The sequence below is a fragment of the Carnobacterium divergens DSM 20623 genome (genome assembly GCF_000744255.1).
GTDB classification, from domain to species: Bacteria; Bacillota; Bacilli; order Lactobacillales; family Carnobacteriaceae; genus Carnobacterium; species Carnobacterium divergens.
In genome coordinates this window covers 2571520-2588746 of sequence record NZ_JQLO01000001.1, presented here as the reverse complement: position 1 = coordinate 2588746, position 17227 = coordinate 2571520, and the positions used below count along the sequence as shown (strand labels likewise).

The following is a 17227-nucleotide window of genomic DNA, read 5'->3' as shown; positions in this document are numbered from 1 at the left end:
CACTTGGATAAAGTTGTTAGCTTCGTTTTACTCGTCTCTTTAATAGTACAAGAAAGTCGCAGCTTTGTCTATTAAGAGTCCGCCCCATCAGGAGTATCTGCTTTGTACGTTTCGCTAATAATTGTGTACATATTTTTCGCTTCATCTTTTTTAGTCGTTTCGATAATACGGTCAATTTTTACAACTAGTGTTTTATTGCCAAAAGCAATACTTAATTCATCGCCAATTTTTACATCTGTTGATGATTTTGCCGCAAGTCCATTAACTTGAATCCTACCTTTATCTGCTACTTCTTTTGCTACTGTACGACGCTTGATAATTCGCGATACTTTTAAAAATTTATCTAGTCTCATGGTTGTTCCCTCTTTTCTTCTGCTTTTATTTTTTGCCAAAGTTTATCTAATTCTTCGATTGTATTGATTTCCACGCCATCAAAAACATGGGGGTGTCTTCTGCGCAATTTTTTATTCAGTGTTGTGAGGACATCTTCTAATGTGAAATAGCCTTCTCTTTCGCCAAATCCTGTGTGATACAAGACTTGCATTAAAACGTCTCCTAATTCTTCAATGGTGTTTTCTGTATCTTCATTTTCAATTGCTTGAATTAATTCTGCGGTTTCCTCTTTTAAATAAGGAATCAAGATCTCATGGGTTTGTTCTTGAATCCAGATATCGCCATTTTCACCGGTAATCGCATCCATGTAGGTTTGCAAGGTAGCAAATGAAGCAACCCGCTCGTCTAATTCTAACGGAGGAACGTAAAGGGACGTTAAATTATGGACGCCTTCCATTCGATCGATTTCGTATAAAGGCAACCAGTCAATTTGTTCCTCTTTACTTCCTGCTGAATGAACGAGTGCCACTTGATGATCGTCTGGATAGATTTCCATTAAGGTCAGCTTCACATCACTTGCGATAAATTCATTAAAGACTTGCATGATAATAACGTGTTGGCTCATTTGAATCTCGTCTTGTCTTAAAGCTAGTGCGTCTAATAATTGGAAGCCTTCAACTGGATCTATCTTCACTGCTTGAAAGAAATCGTCTAAGAAGCTTTTTCCGCCTTTAATTGTCACTTGGATGCCTTTTGTGTTTGCTAGCAATAATTGAACTGATTTTTCAGCGACCATTGGATGGCCTGGTACGGCATAGACAATTGGTTTTTCTGTTTTTTGCGCACTATCAATTAATTTTCCGACAATGGTTTCATAGACATTTTCAAATTGGTCGTTTGCTTCATAAATCTCATCAAAGGAGGTGAATTGAAGATTTTCTTCTTCTAAATTCGCAACAACTGGATGTAATTTTGTTCGTAAATAAACAGGGTAATCTGCTTTTAATAGTTGATAGACGCCAAAAGGCAACTGCTCTATATCTCCTGGGCCTAAACCAACAACAAGGATTTCTCCCATAATAATTTCCTACTTTCTTAATAGCTTTTTGCCAAAGGGCATGTAGAGCCATTCTCTAATTGTAAACAGTTTCCACTTTAAAATACTAAAGCCAAAGATACTGACTCCGACAATTATCCCAATGAAAGTGACTAGAATTGCGCCACTTCGTCCGGAAAATAGTGGGAATAGACTTAAAAATAGCACTGTCAGCAAGACAACAAATGTCATCACCCAACAACATAATACTAATTTTACCAAAAATCCGCCACGTAAGATACTGCCTTTAAGTGCAACAGGAGAACCAATCCATAGGCAACTTAAAATAACCGCTAAACTCATGACTGTTGCTAGACTTGCCCCTAGTGTTCCAAAAGCCCTCACCAAAAGATCGTTAAATAAAACTTTGACTACCAAACCGACTAGAAGTGCAATCATTGCTAAACGGTGTTGGTTGCGACTTTGTAAAATAGCATTGTACGCCCCAATTAACGATGCCAAAATGATTGATAGCAGGTAGATGCTTAAAACACCATTTCCTGCTCGATCTCCAAATAAAACGTGATTAATATAAGGCAATAAAACCAACATTCCAGAGGTCGCCGCCATCGCAAAAGCTGTCGTAATCCTAAGAAGCGAAACGGCTGTGCGCTGGAATTCAAATTCTCTTTTTGAAACATAATAATTGCTTAGCATCGGTACCAAGCTAGCTGCGAATCCAGTTCCTACAACCATTCCTAATTGAACAAGCGGTTGTCCGCGGTCATAAATTCCTTTTAAGTTCTTAGCTACGTCAGGAGAAATTCCACTTAAGGTCATCCCTTTGTATAATGTAAAGGAGTCAATTAACTGCAATAAAATCAACATCGCACTTAAAATACAGATAGCTGTTCCTTCTGTCAAAAAACGATAAAGCAAGGTTGAATAACTTGTTGGTTGATACAATTCTTCGCTTCCTTGTTTTTCAAAAGCTGGCGCTATAAAATTCGCTTCTTTTTTTACATAATAATAATAGGCTAATACCAATAACGCTGCGATTCCTGCAATCCACGCGCTACTCATCGCAATGGTTCCCATTTGATAGTCTGTCCAGCCTAATTTCAGATAGAGAAAAGCAGCAATCAAAATGACCGCAACGCGTACAACCTGTTCAACGACTTGAGATACGGCAGTAGGCAGCATGCGATAGGTTCCTTGAAAGTACCCTCGCCAAACAACTAAAAAAGGCATACATAGAAACATCCAGGAAACCGCTTGGACGAGGGGTGTTAGTCCGCTGTCTCCCATTAAACTTGCAATTTTTCCAGCAAAACCATAGATTCCAGCAAATAACACGATTGAAAAAATGCTTAGAATGACGAAAGTTCGTTTGAGTAATTCTTTTTGACTGCTCTGTGACTTTCTTTCTGCTACTAATTTTGATAAAAAGATTGGAAAGCCTGATAAAGCAAAGGTCATGCCGATTCCATAGAGTGGGTAAACTTGCTGATACACGTAGAATCCTGTATTTCCTACCATATTTTGGAAAGGAACACGATAAACGGCGCTTAGTATTTTAGCAATTAATGAAGCTACAGATAAAATCACTGCGCCATTCATCATATGCTTCATTTGTTTATTTCCCATTTATACACCTACATTCGTTAAGTCTTAAAATAAATTTTGACTTTCGTTCTTTTTATCGAATTATACGTTTAACTTCTTAAGAAAAGCTGAAGTTTCTGCTTTATTTTTCAGATGCTTCACTTTTTTCTACGAAGTAAGCTGCAACATTTGCTGCAAATTTTTGCAAATAATCTAACCATTGATAGGTTGGCTCATTGTTTAATTGGAAGGTTACGACTAATTTTTCTTTTTTAACAGCGACATTCGCTCTTAATGGAATATCGCCCAGTGCTTTGAATACTTCCTCAGCTGGCAATTTTTCAGTGCCTGATTGAGAAAGAGTGACGTCAATTTGATTGTTGTTACGTTTAATAAATTCAATTAAGGCTTTTTCGCTATGCATTTTAATTAGTCCAATCGATAGTAAATCAGCTACTTCATCTGGATACTCGCCAAATCGGTCAATTAAATCATCTTGTAGCATAGTATATTCTTCTAAGTCTTTTAATTCACGAATGCGTTTATAGATTTCAATTTTTTGACGTTCATCTTCTATATACGTGCCTGGTAAATAGGCATTGATTGCCAAATCAATTTCCACCTGTGTTTTCTCTTCCTTAACTTCTTCGCCACGTTTTCGCATCACGGCTTCACTTAGCATTTCAGAATACAAGTCAAATCCGACGGAATCAATAAAGCCATGTTGTTGTGCACCTAATAAATTTCCTGCCCCACGGATGGATAAATCGCGCATCGCGATCTTAAAACCTGAACCTAACTCGGTAAAGTCTTTGATGGCTTGCAGTCGTTTTTCGCTGACTTCATTTAGTACCTTGTTTGCTTGATACATGAAATAGGCGTAGGCTACTCTGTTGCTTCGGCCCACTCGTCCTCTTAGTTGATAGAGTTGAGACAAGCCCATATGATCGGCATTTTCAACAAATAAGGTGTTCACATTTGGGATATCAACGCCGGTTTCGATAATCGTCGTCGTTACAAGAACATCGTATTCACCTTCAACGAACTGGTATAAAATACTTTCCAACTGTCCTTCTGTCATTTGACCATGTGCATAGGCAATTTTAGCATCTGGAACGAGCATTTGCAGTTCATCTACCTTTTTCTCAATTGTTTCAACACGATTGTAGAGATAAAAGACTTGCCCGCCACGTGTTAGCTCTCGCTCGATGGCTTCACGAATAGCTCCTGGATTTTGCTCCATCACGTAGGTTTGAACAGGGTAGCGATTTGCTGGTGGTGTTTCGATAACTGATAAATCACGTACGCCTAACATTGACATGTGTAAGGTTCTTGGAATTGGTGTTGCTGTTAACGTTAGCACGTCCACTTGTGATTTTAACTGTTTTAATTTTTCTTTGTGCTTCACGCCAAATCGTTGTTCTTCATCAACTACTAATAAACCTAAATCATGAAAATCAATATCTTTTGAAAGGATTCGGTGAGTGCCGATGACGACATCCACTTTCCCTGTTTTAATGCCTGCAATTGTTTCCGTTTGTTGTTTTTTCGTTCTAAAACGACTTAACAATCCTATCTCAATTGGAAAATCTTCAAATCTGGTAACAAGACTTTCGTAATGTTGCTGAGCTAGAATGGTTGTTGGGACTAAGAACGCGGCTTGTTTGCCATCTTGTACGGCCTTAAAAATAGCACGCATAGCGACTTCGGTTTTTCCATATCCTACATCTCCAACTAATAGGCGATCCATTGGCTTTTTCTTTTCCATATCGTGTTTGATTTCAGCTGCACTACGTAGTTGATCGTCGGTTTCTGAGTATGGAAAGGCGTTTTCAAATTCAACTTGATAGCCATCATCTGGTGAGAAGGCATACCCTACTTCGGATTCTCTGGCTGCGTATAGCTCAATCAAATCGTCGGCAATGTCTTCTATTTTAGCGGCTACTTTTTTCTTCGTTTTCGCCCACTCTGCGCCTCCTAATTTATTGATTTTTGGAGTTTTCGCTTCAGAGGAAACGTATTTTTGCAGTAAGTTAATTTGAGTTACGGGAATAAATAACTTGGCATCGTCTTTGTAGATCACTGACATATAATCTTGATGAATGCCGTTGATTTCAAGAGTTTCCATTCCAGTGTATTTTCCGATTCCGTGATTGACATGGACGACAAAATCACCTGGGTTTAACTCGGTGTAGCTTTTTAAACGCTCTGCATTGGATAAGGTTTGTCTGCGAGCTGTTTTTTTCGTCACTTTATTAAACATTTCGCGTTCATTTAGGGCAACAATTTTTTCTTTTGGCAATTCAAATCCGTTGTGGATTTCGCCTGTGGTAATTTGAACGAGTCCTGTTTCTAATTTTTTAGGTTTAACGACTTTGCTTACTATTTCAAAATCTTTAAAGGTTTGATGGACTTTTTTAGCGCGTTCGTTGTCTGGAACCATTACGATAATCGTATTTTTTTGCTTCGTCCAGCGTTCCATTTCTGTTTTTAATAGAGGCATTTGGCCAAAAAATTGTTGCATACTTCGATATTGGAAGGGATGAATTTGAGCAAATCGAAGATTTCCCATACCTTTTTGAAATAGTGAGAAGTATAGAATGTCTTGTTCTTGATTTTTCATTACGCTTCTTAATTCATTTGAAAAGACTTGATCTCGTAAAATTTTGCGTTCAGCTAGCTTATTCGTCATCCACTCCGCTTCTTCTTCAACTAGTCGACGCTCGGTTTCTAAAATACGTGGGTACTCGTCCATAATGATTAAGCTGTTTTTGTGAATATACTCAAGTACAGTTGTATGTTTTGGATAGACAAAATCGGTATACATCACTAACTTATCCGTTGGCTCGCCTTTATCAAAAGCATCCACGATTGGGCTTAGCTGTTGATGAAAAATCTCTTTTTCACTTGCATCCATAATTAAATCGTGGTTTCGTTCAACTGCTTCACTAAATGCTGTTGCGCCTTTTTGTAAAAGCTCTTTGGTAAACAAGACATCCGTTGCAGGCAAAATAGTGATTCTCTCAATATTTTCAATTGAGCGTTGGGTATCTGCTTCAAAATAGCGTAGTGAGTCGATTTCAGTATCGAATAAATCAACTCGGATAGGATGTTCTTCTGTTAGTGGGTAGATATCGACAATCCCACCACGAATGCTAAATTCACCTGGTTTCCCTACTAAATGCTCTCTTGTATAGCCCATATTCACTAATTGTTCAGCTAAATGGGTTGGATCTAATTCGCCACCTTGTTTCATTTTAAATCTTGCTGCTTTCCAAATTTCTTTTGGTGGCAATAGCTTACGAACGCCGGATAATGGAATAATAATGATGCCTTTTTTACCTGACAGCAAGAAATCTAATGTGGCTACCCGCTCTGCTCGGTATTCAGGGGACGAGACGGACATTTCTGCTTGAATCATTTCATCTACAGGAAATAAATGTAGTTGGTCTTCTGGAACAAATCCTGAAAAATCTTCAATCAGTTGACTGGCATGAAATAAATTGTGCGCGACGATAACAATCGGTTTTTTCTTTTGTTCTAAAATCGTACTGATGACTAGTGTTCTTGCGGACCCTGATAAACCAGTAACTAATTGAACCGTATTTTGACCAATCGATTCAAGTAAATTCGCTATATCAGGAGTCGTTGCTAAAAGTTGTTTAATATCACTCATTTAAATGCTCCTTTATTCTATTATTTCTAAGTAAGGGAAAAGAAGCTCAGAATTTCTCTCAGCTTCTACTTCTTTATTGGTTGTTTTTAATTATGCTTTTTTATTAAATTCATTCATGGTTTCTAGAAAAGTATGACCTTCTACCCAATATTTGATTGCTTTTGCACTGTCTTTGACGGCAAATAACATCTCTTCATGTACTTCTTTTGGAAAATTGCTTAAAACATGGTTAATCACGGTTTGCCCTTTGACTGGACGATCAATTCCGATGCGAATTCGATTAAATTCAGATGTACCTAGGTGCTGAATCAAGCTCTTGATGCCGTTATGTCCTCCCGCACTTCCTTTTTGACGAAGGCGAATCTTGCCTGTTGGTAAGTCTAAATCATCATAGACAACAACCAAGTCGTCTATTCCTAAATTGAAATAATCCATTAACGGTCGAACAGATCTGCCTGAATCGTTCATAAAGGTTTGTGGTTTAACAAGAATAACTTTTTCAGTTCCAATAAAGGCTTCTGCGTAAACTGCTTCAAATTTACTTTTATTGAATGTAAGACCTTCTTGAAAGGCAAGTTCATCCATTGTGATAAAGCCTATATTATGTTTTGTACCAGTATATTTAGCGCCTGGATTCCCCAAGCCAACAATCATTTTCATTTTGTCGCCTCATTTTAATTATAATTTGGTTCTGAGCTTCTTTTTTTCCACGCAAAAAAATGCTGCACGAATAGTCGCCCAGTTGTGTTGCTTAAGACAGTATACCATATTTGCAAAGAGATAAGGAAACACTCTTCTTTTTCCATTAAAATTTAACAAATTCGTGACATTTTGTTCCCTTTCTAAAAAAACAGTTGATTTCCTAAGCATCCTTCATTAATATTTTCTCATAAAATGCTATACTGAATTTGATTAAAATAATTTTCAGGAGGAATCCCAACTATGATACAACATGATATAAAAGATCATCAAAAAGTAATTATCGTCGGTGACGGTGCTGTTGGTTCAAGTTATGCTTTTGCTCTTGTAACTCAAAATATTGCGCAAGAAATTGGAATCATTGATATTGATCGCGATAAAACAGAAGGTGACGCGATTGATTTGTCACATGCTCTTGCTTTTACGTCGCCTAAAAAAATATATGCAGCTAGCTATGAAGACTGTCATGATGCGGATATCGTTGTCATTACAGCCGGTGCTGCTCAAAAACCCGGTGAAACACGTTTGGATTTAGTTAACAAAAATCTTAAAATCTTTAAAAAAATTGTCGGAGATATTATGAAGAGTGGATTTGATGGGATTTTTCTAGTTGCCAGCAATCCTGTTGATATTTTGACTTATGCTACATGGAAATTCTCTGGTATGTCTAAAAATCGCGTTATTGGGAGTGGAACTTCTTTAGATAGTGCACGTTTCCGTCAAGCGATTGCTGAATTAGTCCACGTAGACGCTCGTAATGTTCATGGATATATTTTAGGAGAACATGGCGATACAGAATTTCCTGTTTGGTCACATGCAAATATTGGCGGTTTACAAATTTATGAGTGGGTCAAAGACAATCCTGATGTTGATGAAGAAGCTTTAGTAGATGTCTTTTTCAAAGTTCGCGACGCTGCTTATGAAATTATTGAAAAGAAAGGCGCAACCTTCTATGGCATTGCCGTTGCTCTAGCACGAATTACAAAAGCGATTTTAAATGATGAAAGCTCCATTTTACCCTTGTCAGTCTATTTAGATGGCGAATATGGTCAAGAGGATGTCTTTATCGGAGCTCCTGCGGTTGTAAATCGTCAAGGAATTAAACACGTCATTGAAATTCCATTATCTGACTCTGAAAAAGAAAAGATGGCACTTTCTGCCAATACATTAAAACAAATTTTAAATGATGCCTTTGAACAATTAGAAGATTAAAAATTTTAGTGAATTTCTGTATTAAAAGGGACTGAAACAGCATGAAATCCTCTATTTTAAAAATAGAGGATTTCATGCTGTTTCTTATTTTTGATTAGATCAATTTCCACTCATTTGTCATCATTCCTTAAGTTGCTTGGAACCTCACTAAAGTTGCCCGCTTCTGTAACTTTATTTAATGATTCGAGTCTAAATTTTTGTGACCGTTGCTAAACTTCTTGTATCGATACAATACAAACTATTGTGCTACATAGTTGATTGAAATAAGTCTTTTAAGATTACTTTATTGTATAAGGAATCTAATTCTTTAGGCGTTAATTTTTTATTTAATGATTTATTCCAGTTATCTAAAAAATTTATGTTCGAAATGACATATTTACTAGCAAAAGAAGGATCAAAATGATTTAGAGACAGCTCTTCGAAATAGTGCTTCATTTCTATTTCAAATGATTTTAATAAATATTCTGTTAAAAAGGTGTTGAAGGGTTCATCATTTACATGATGGCTAATTAATGTTCTAGCTTTAGAAGATTTATAAAAAGAGTCCGCTGTCTGAAAAGGTCGATGGATTCTATCATGAATAGTTATTTCCGTAAATTGATTCCATAAAATTGAAGTTCCAAATTCTAATAAATTGTATTTATCATGAAAAAGTCTATAGAAGGTCGAGCGATGTATCCCTGATTGTTCACATATTTTATTTATAGGAATTTTAGAAAATGTGTCTTCTTCATTTGTAAGAAGAAAATAAAATTGTTCCCATATATAATTTTTTTGATTCATTGCTTTCATCGTAAACCTCCTAAGAAACTTATTTCATTGCTGTTCCAAAAAGAGACAAAATTCAATTTTGTCTCTTTTTATATTATGCTTAACAGTATAATATAAACGTACACTGAATAAAAGGAGGAAGACACGATGACGAGAAAAGTAATCCTTTATATTGCTACAAGTATTGATGGATTTATTGCAGATACTGACGGAGGAGTCGAGTGGCTATCAGCAAGTGAAACTTCTGGTTTAGCAAAAGATATCGATACAACCTATGATGTATTTTATAAGGAGATAGATACGGTTATCATGGGGCGAACAACCTATAATCAAGTGGTAAATGAATTATCGCCAGACTTCTATCCTTACGAGGATAAAATTAATTACGTGTTAACTAGTAAAGTTGGTGATAATAGAGCTGACATTAATTTCTCAAATGAGAGTGTAGTAGATCTTGTAGAAAGATTAAGACACGAACCTGGGAAGGCTATCTGGATTGTTGGTGGAAATAGCGTAATTATGCCCTTAGTTGAAAAGAATTTGATTGACGAATATCGGATTGCTACAGTTCCTGTTTTACTTGGGAGTGGGATTCCACTGTTCAACACATTTAATCCATCACTTTTTTTAAAGCTAAGAGAGTCCCGTCAAATTAATACTATTTGTTACCATACTTTTACACTCAACTAAATTATTGTTAGAAAGAGCTGAAAAAATAAAAATAACTTGGTAATTTTCAGCTAATCTGAATTTCACCAAGTTATTTTTTTAATCGTTGTATTCCCTTTTTGGCTAAAATACTCCTGACGTAATTCGGCCTTGATACATTGTCACCGTTGGAGACGTTCTTCTAGCTACTGCTTCTGCTGAGCAACTGGCATTTGTAAAAACAAAGGTAGCCTTATCTCCAATTTTTGGCCATACTTGTTCGCCTTCATCGTTAAGCGGCGTAACGCCATTGGTAATCAAACCTAGTGTTCTACTTAGTTCAAATTCTGTCACTTGATTAAATAGTTCGCCAAAACGACTTGCTCGCTCTAAAATATCACCATTTCCGTAGGGGGACCAATTATCAAAAATATTGTCACACCCAATTTTAGTCGTAACCCCTTTACTGGCTAATTTAAGCATTGGTGGAATCACTGGATCAATCGGCACACTTGTAATAATCTCGATTTTAGCTTCATTTAAGGATTGAAATAATTCTTCCTTTCTAGAACCCGTCACGTCTCTTAATCCAAATCCATGACTGACCGCTACTTTTCCTTGCCAATGATAGTGATTTGTTAAGCGAATCAGCTCGTTAAATGTTTTAATTCCCATTTCTCCTCGTTCATGTAAATGCAAATCAATTCTTGCGTTGTTTTCCATTGCTAGTTCAAATGTCATAGCTAATGATTTTTCCATTTGCTGATCGACAGCTGTTGGGTCTACACCGCCTACTATTGTTGCCCCTTTTTTTAAGGCTTGTTTCATTAAATCTACGCTATTGCTACGTAACAAGCCGTGTTGAGGAAAGGCCACTACTTCAAAATCCATTTTTTGCTGATTCGTCAACGCATCCATCACTTCCACTAAATGTTCTAGCTCCACTGTTGGATGCACATCTACATGAGTTCTGATAGCTGTTACCCCATTTTGACGATACGTATCTAGTAAGATTTTTGCTCGTTCTTGAACCCCTTTGTCTAATTGCTTTAACTCAATCATTTCATCTTCAAAACGTTCAATAATCGAAGGTACGCGCTTTACCGCTTTCCACGGCGTTCCTAATCTTGATTTATCTAAATGGCTATGACTTTCCACAAAACCAGGCAATACGAGTTGTCCTTTGGCGTCATAAACCGTAGTAGCTGCTAGCTGTCCTTTTCCCTCTTGAATAATCTGGCTAATTTTTCCTTTTTCAATTAAAAGATCAACCAAGGCTGTCTCAGTTTGACTAACGGTATTCCCACTTTTTTTAAAGCCAGTTTCCAATCGGCAATTTTTAATTAATAGCGTTTCATACATGTGATTCCTCCTTTTGGTTAGGCGTGAATAATCGTTTCTTTAGTGTTTTCAACCGTTAATCGACCGTTTTTAATCACTACTAAACGCGTCGGTAAATCAATGATAGCATTCGCTTTAGAAATTGTGTCTAATATAACTAAGTCGGCTTTTTTTCCAACTTCTATGCCGTAATCCGTTAAACCTAATGCTTTAGCTGGATTCTCAGTAATCATTGGCAACACTGTTGGTAAATCCGCTGCCCCTCCCAAATGCCCAACAGGAATGGCTAGCATGGCAATTTGTAAAATATCGCCGTTGCCGTAAGGTGTAAAAGCGTTGCGGATATTATTCGTTGCCAAGCACATATTTACGCCGCCATCTCTTAATTTGCGAATGGGGGTGACCGCTCGTCTCACGTTGAACACATCTTTCCTAGCTCCTAGATGTAAATCCGTTGCAGGCAATGCCATTACGCTTATTTCTGCTTGTGCCATTTTTGAAATAATGTTATCCAACTCTAGCTTTGGTAAAGCATGTAAGGCTGTTAAATGTCCAACCGTTACTCGCCCTTGATACCCTTTTTCAATCGTTTTGGCACACAGATACTCAATTGACAAGGCGTCTGCTTCATCACTGAAATCTTGATGCAAATCGATTGGTTTATTGTATTTCTCAGCAATTTCAAAAATCAAATCGATGTGCTTTTCAGCTGGTAAGTCATTGTAGGGAATACCTCCGACTACATCGGCTCCCATTATCATTGCCTGATGCATCATTTCCTCTGTTCCAGGTGCCTTAAAAATTCCTTCTTGGGGGAATGCAACGACTTGGATATCAATCAATTCTCGGTATTCGTCTTTTAATTTCATAATGGTTTCAAAACCGGTAAACCCTTGCGCTGGATCAAATTCGGCATGTGTTCTAACTGTTGTAACACCATTAACAATCAACATCTCTAATGCTTTTTTTGCTCGTTCTTCAATGTCTTCTTTGGTAAACGTTGGCTTTAATTCAGCAGTCACTTTAATTGCTTCTTGTAATGTTCCTGATTGATTTGGCTTACGTTCTGCAATTAACGCCTTATCTAAATGAATATGTCCCTCTACAAAACCTGGAATCACAACATTTCCTTTAGCATCAATTGTTTTTTTAACTTCTTCGATACTATTTTCAGTAATTTGGCTGATTCGGCCTTCCTTGATTCCAATTGTTTTCAGTGTTTCACCATCATTGATACGTGCATTTTTAATGACTAAATCAAACATTTCTACCACTCCTCTTTTTTATTTAAGCTACTACTAATGATAAAATTAGCAAAACAACAGACGCTATGCTTAGCCATTTAATATTTCCTTTCACAACGTCAATAATCGGAATTTGAAAACCGGAAGATAAGGCTTGCATCGTAATATTCACAAAGCTCATTTGACTCCCAAATCCAACACCAATTGTGACAAATCCTAGTGCTAGCGGTGAAAAACCTAATGACACTGCTACTGGTAAAACTAAGGTTAAGACGGATCCCACGTAGGCTCCTGCTGGCACACCAATCAAAATCCCCGTTAAAACAGCAACCGGTATCACAATCATTGCAGGAGCCGCGTTTGCAACTCCAGCAATCGTTGCAAAGGTTCCCGTTTTAGCAATTATATTAATAAACGCTAAGAAAATTCCGACTTGAAATAAACGTGTTAAAATATAGGTTGAACCGTCTACCATCGCGGTTACAGACTCATTTAAATTAAAGGCTGTACAAAAATAAATTAATGCCAACGTAACTACCATATAAACAAGCGGCGTAAAAATTTGAACCCCTAAAACTTGATTGACTAATGGGCCAAAAATAACTGCGAATAAAAGAAAAATAGCTGGCAGTGTAATTTTAAATAATCGTCCATTACTCATCGTTTCATAAATCGAAGCTTCTTCTTCTTTAAAGCCCAATTTTCTGCGTTTTGTCCCCCAAAAAGCTAATAGTACAGCAGCTAAAACAAAGATAAGCCAATAAGGTCGCATAATGGCTACATATTCACCAACTTTAATATTCCCTAATTTAGAAACGATGCTTGATTCTAAAGAAGCAGGGGATGTTGTAAAAGAAACAGCCGCGGCAATCGACATGGCCGCGATTAATTCTGGTACAGCCCCGACTGCTGCAAAAGCTAGTGGCGCAATGACCATCGCGCTTCCTCCACCGATTCCAGACATATAAGTTGCGGCTGCTAATAAAATAACAATAAAACCAGAAACATATTCAACCTTTCCTTTTGTTCCTCGTTTGACTAATGTTAAGGCTGCGGTATAGCTTCCTGCCTTAAAAACAGCCATCGCAATCGCTGAATTGACAATTGGTACGGTAATGCTTAACATCATTGGAATGGTTTCTAAAAACTGCTTGTTCGCTTCAGCTAATCCGATACCTCCAATCAACATGGCTAAAACGCCACCGCTTAAACCAGCAACAATCATATCAACCTTTAAGAAAAGCAATACTAATACTAAAATTAATGGAATAATCGTTAAAATAGCGTAAAATCCCGTTGCTGCTTTGGCTGCCCCTAATTCAGCCGCATATACTTGTTGGACACCTAAAATACTAATAACTAAACTAGCCACTAACGCCACAATCACCTTAACCTTGTTCATTTTCATTCCCCCGCTTCTTTTAGTTACTCTTGTCCCCCATATTCAACTAACATCGTTGCAATCCTTCCATAGCCTTTTTGCTTTGCATAAGTCAATGGTGAAATCCCCCTACTATCTTTTTTATTTGGATCAGCTCCATGTTCTAGTAGCAATTGAATAATTTCTTGTTGCGTTTCACCTCCGTCACTTAGTACAATTGCCTCTAATAGCGCTGTCCAACCTGATTGATTGATATGATTGACATCAATTGGTGTTTTTTCAAGTAATAGCCGGACATTGTCCACATGCCCTTTTTCAGCTGCTGGAATTAATGCGGTTCCACCGTAACGATTTAACAAGTTATAATTAGGTTTTTTATCTAACATTAATGTAAGTATTTCAAATCTTCCTTCAGCTCCTGCATATAAAAAAGGACTGTCTTGCAGCTGATCTTGTTGATTCACATCTGCACCTGCTTCTAATAAAGCTGTTGCTGTTGCGATATTATTTTCTTGGGTAGCTATCAGTAAAGCGGAGGCTCCTTTTTCGTTAATTGTCGTTAAGTCTGCTCCATCCTCAATCAGCTTTTGAATGCTTTCTGTCGTTCCAATACGTGCTCTAGTTAGAAGCTCTTGGTTTAATTCAGGAGTGGCTCGTGGTTCTTTTTTTAACTCTACTACAGAGTCAGTTGATTTTAATTCTTTTTTATTAGATGAATGGCTGGAATTCAGCGTACTTTCAGATTGTACCCTTTCAGTTTTTTTATCTTCTTTTAATTTAGTTGTAATCGTTAACAAAATAATAACAATGAAACAGGCGATCCCTATTTGCCGATAATTCTCTTTTTTCATCTTTATTCACCTCTGCTCGTTTAAAGTAAAAATCTTTTATTTCGTTAACGAAAGCTTATCATGGTATGCTATTTGTAAACACTACGAAAATAATTGAATTACGATACGAAAAAAGTATAGATAGGTGAGTGAAATAAATGGACTTTAGACAATTGAACTATTTTATTGCTGTAGCCGAGGAAAAAACAATTACTGCCGCTGCCGAACGTTTACATATGGCACAACCACCTTTAAGTCAACAGCTTAAACAAATGGAAGAAGAGTTAGGTACGCCATTAATTGAACGAACTCCTAGGCAAACTCGTTTAACTGCAGCTGGAACAGCTCTTTACTATGAAGCATTAAAATTAGTGGAGCAATTAGCAGAATCTGAGCAATTGGTGAGGGAGACTGGTGATGGGTTAAAGGGACAATTAAAAATTGGTGTTAATACCCTTTCTGACAATTTACTCCCACAGGCTTTGATGGATTTTCAAAAAGATTTTCCAAACGTTACCTTTGCCATTCATCAAGGAGAATCTCAGCAACTTTGCGAGCTTGTTCGCAAGCGCAAGATTGAATTAGCAATTGTTCGTTATCCATTGGATTTAAAGGGTTTTTCTATGAAATTTTTGAAATCGGAGCCCTTTTATTTTGTCTGTGATGGGAGTGCGAAAAAAGGTCCTGCACCTGATGACTTTCATGGAATTGCCGGTAGTAAATTAATGTTGCCAAGTACAGAAGGTTTAGGCGTTTATCATTCAATTATTGAATATTTGGCTAAGTATCAATTGAATCCTGGCTCTATTTCAACCTGTAGTGATATTCGTTTATTATTTAGCTTAATTGAACAAGGTTTTTGCACAAGTATTGTTCCTGAAACGGTTTTAAATATGTATCCGCATTATCAAGTGGAAACACACTTACTAGAAGACCCTTTATTTCAAACTTCTTTCGGGGTGATTTGGCTAGAAGAACGTTATTTATCAAAGATGGCTACAGCGTTTTTAGAGTATTTAGCCGATTTTTAAATCTACTTTTCTAAAAAAAAATCTCCAAAGAATATATTCTTTGGAGATTTTCATTATTTTTCACACGCCAATTCAATAATCGCTGATGCGTAAATATCCATTGCTTGATACATTTCACTTAATACTTGCCCTTCGTTCGCTTGATGGGCCAAGCTTTTACTTTCAGGAAAATGAGCGCCAAAGGCTACAAGATTGTCCATCGTGCGAGCTAATGTTGCTCCTCCTGATGTCATTGGTTCTGTCAAATCACCTGTCTTTTCACGATACACTTTTAATAACGTTTGAATTAATGAACTTTCTTTAGGTACATAGATAGCAGGAACATAATCAAATTCTTTTAGGGTTAAACCATAGCTTTCAGCAACCTTAGCCAATTGCTTCATCAAAGCTTCTTTGTCACTTTTAACGGGGATTCTCATATCAATGCCAATGGTCGAACTCTCATCAGAAACATTTAACAGTCCTACATTAAATGTTAGTTCGCCACTTACATCATCTGAGATTTCCCCAAATAAGGTGGCCCCATTTGTTTGCTTACCAATTTGTTCCGCTAAGAATGTCAGCGTTGAATGAGAGACTGCTGGAGCAAGTCCCATTGCTAATAAATTAATCGCATTTTCTCCCAATTGTGCCACACTTGCGTGGACTGCCTTGCCTTTTACTGTTACTTCCGTTTCGCTTGAATCAAAATCAATGCCTAGCTGCGTTAAATTTTTCATTACCGCTATCAGTTCTGAGCCATGATAACGAGCTTGTGCTGGAACTACATTCAACGCATCTCCTGCCTTCAACTGAATATTAGGGCTTCCTGGACCAATCAACTCGACTTGCAATAATCCTTTTTCAGCAAAAACTAACGGAAAGCTGCCATCAGGTACAAAGCCCATAGTAGCCTGTTCTTCTTTTTTATTATAGGCTGCCATGCAACGCCATAAGGTTTCCTCATCCGTACTAAAAATAAAACGAATCCGTTTATTAAATTGATAGCCTGCATCAACGACTGCCTTAAATCCGAAAAGAGAAGCAATGGTTGGTCCCTTATCATCTTGACTTCCACGTCCGTACATCACGCCGTCTTTAATGGTTGCAACAAATGGATCTGTCTTCCAAAGGGTTAAGTCTCCTGCTGGCACTACATCTAAATGGCAAACAACTGCCACTAACTCTGAGCCTACGCCATAATCTGCAAAACCATAAAAACCAGCTGGATCTTCATATGTGGTCATGCCTAGTTCTTTGCAAATTTGCAACGCTTCTTTTAGACATAGCGCAATGCCTTGTCCAAAAGGTGGATTGGTTGTCCCGTCAGAGGTATTGACAGATGGGTGATTGATTAGACGAGCTAAGGCTTTTGTACTTGCCTCTTGATGAATCTTTGTAATAATTGATTTCATTAATAACTTTCCCCCTATTAACCTGT

The 17227-nt window shown here is 37.3% G+C and carries 14 protein-coding genes; 3 read left to right on the top strand and 11 right to left on the bottom strand.

The features are described 5' to 3' along the window. Positions 1–71: 71 nt before the first annotated feature. The 5 genes from BR52_RS12290 to pth form a co-directional block, all read right to left on the bottom strand. Complete coding sequence (locus tag BR52_RS12290; protein ID WP_034573265.1) at positions 72–353, bottom strand: RNA-binding S4 domain-containing protein; 282 nt, start codon at positions 351–353, stop codon at positions 72–74. Continuing rightward, on the bottom strand, positions 350–1411 hold the full coding sequence (locus tag BR52_RS12285) for a MazG nucleotide pyrophosphohydrolase domain-containing protein (protein ID WP_034573263.1): 1062 nt from the start codon (positions 1409–1411) through the stop codon (positions 350–352). Before BR52_RS12285 ends, BR52_RS12290 begins: the two co-directional genes overlap by 4 nt. A gap of 9 nt (positions 1412–1420) precedes the next feature. Beyond that, positions 1421–3016: a putative polysaccharide biosynthesis protein gene (locus BR52_RS12280; RefSeq protein WP_034573261.1), complete on the bottom strand. Its 1596-nt coding sequence runs from the start codon at positions 3014–3016 to the stop codon at positions 1421–1423. Positions 3017–3116: 100 nt separating this feature from the next. After that, positions 3117–6650, bottom strand: a complete 3534-nt coding sequence (gene mfd, locus BR52_RS12275; RefSeq protein WP_034573259.1) for a transcription-repair coupling factor — start codon at positions 6648–6650, stop codon at positions 3117–3119. 90 nt (positions 6651–6740) lie between these two features. After that, entirely contained in the window at positions 6741–7310 is a 570-nt protein-coding gene (gene pth / locus BR52_RS12270; RefSeq protein ID WP_034573256.1) for an aminoacyl-tRNA hydrolase, read from the bottom strand. A gap of 282 nt (positions 7311–7592) precedes the next feature. Between pth and BR52_RS12265 the strand changes: the two genes are divergently transcribed. Further along, entirely contained in the window at positions 7593–8561 is a 969-nt protein-coding gene (locus BR52_RS12265; protein WP_034573254.1) for an L-lactate dehydrogenase, read from the top strand. Positions 8562–8807: 246 nt separating this feature from the next. Here the strand turns inward: BR52_RS12265 and BR52_RS12260 are convergent, their stop codons facing one another. Then, positions 8808–9353: a helix-turn-helix domain-containing protein gene (locus tag BR52_RS12260; protein WP_034573252.1), complete on the bottom strand. Its 546-nt coding sequence runs from the start codon at positions 9351–9353 to the stop codon at positions 8808–8810. A gap of 126 nt (positions 9354–9479) precedes the next feature. Between BR52_RS12260 and BR52_RS12255 the strand changes: the two genes are divergently transcribed. Next, positions 9480–10022, top strand: a complete 543-nt coding sequence (locus BR52_RS12255; protein WP_034573250.1) for a dihydrofolate reductase family protein — start codon at positions 9480–9482, stop codon at positions 10020–10022. A gap of 102 nt (positions 10023–10124) precedes the next feature. Here the strand turns inward: BR52_RS12255 and BR52_RS12250 are convergent, their stop codons facing one another. The 4 genes from BR52_RS12250 to BR52_RS12235 are packed head-to-tail and all read right to left on the bottom strand — an operon-like array spanning position 10125 to position 14797. Further along, positions 10125–11342, bottom strand: coding sequence for an amidohydrolase (locus tag BR52_RS12250; RefSeq protein WP_034573248.1), 1218 nt, complete (start codon positions 11340–11342; stop codon positions 10125–10127). Between the two features lie 17 nt (positions 11343–11359). After that, complete coding sequence (locus tag BR52_RS12245) at positions 11360–12586, bottom strand: amidohydrolase family protein (protein WP_034573245.1); 1227 nt, start codon at positions 12584–12586, stop codon at positions 11360–11362. Positions 12587–12608: 22 nt separating this feature from the next. Next, positions 12609–13967, bottom strand: a complete 1359-nt coding sequence (locus tag BR52_RS12240) for a hypothetical protein (protein ID WP_034573243.1) — start codon at positions 13965–13967, stop codon at positions 12609–12611. Positions 13968–13990: 23 nt separating this feature from the next. Then, positions 13991–14797, bottom strand: coding sequence for an ankyrin repeat domain-containing protein (locus BR52_RS12235; protein WP_051915726.1), 807 nt, complete (start codon positions 14795–14797; stop codon positions 13991–13993). A 137-nt stretch (positions 14798–14934) separates the two neighbouring features. On the opposite strand from BR52_RS12235, the gene BR52_RS12230 reads away from it, so the two are divergent. After that, entirely contained in the window at positions 14935–15807 is an 873-nt protein-coding gene (locus BR52_RS12230; protein ID WP_034573240.1) for a LysR family transcriptional regulator, read from the top strand. 53 nt (positions 15808–15860) lie between these two features. Here the strand turns inward: BR52_RS12230 and BR52_RS12225 are convergent, their stop codons facing one another. Next, positions 15861–17201, bottom strand: coding sequence for a M20 family metallopeptidase (locus BR52_RS12225; RefSeq protein ID WP_034573237.1), 1341 nt, complete (start codon positions 17199–17201; stop codon positions 15861–15863). Between the last annotated feature and the right edge of the window lie 26 nt (positions 17202–17227).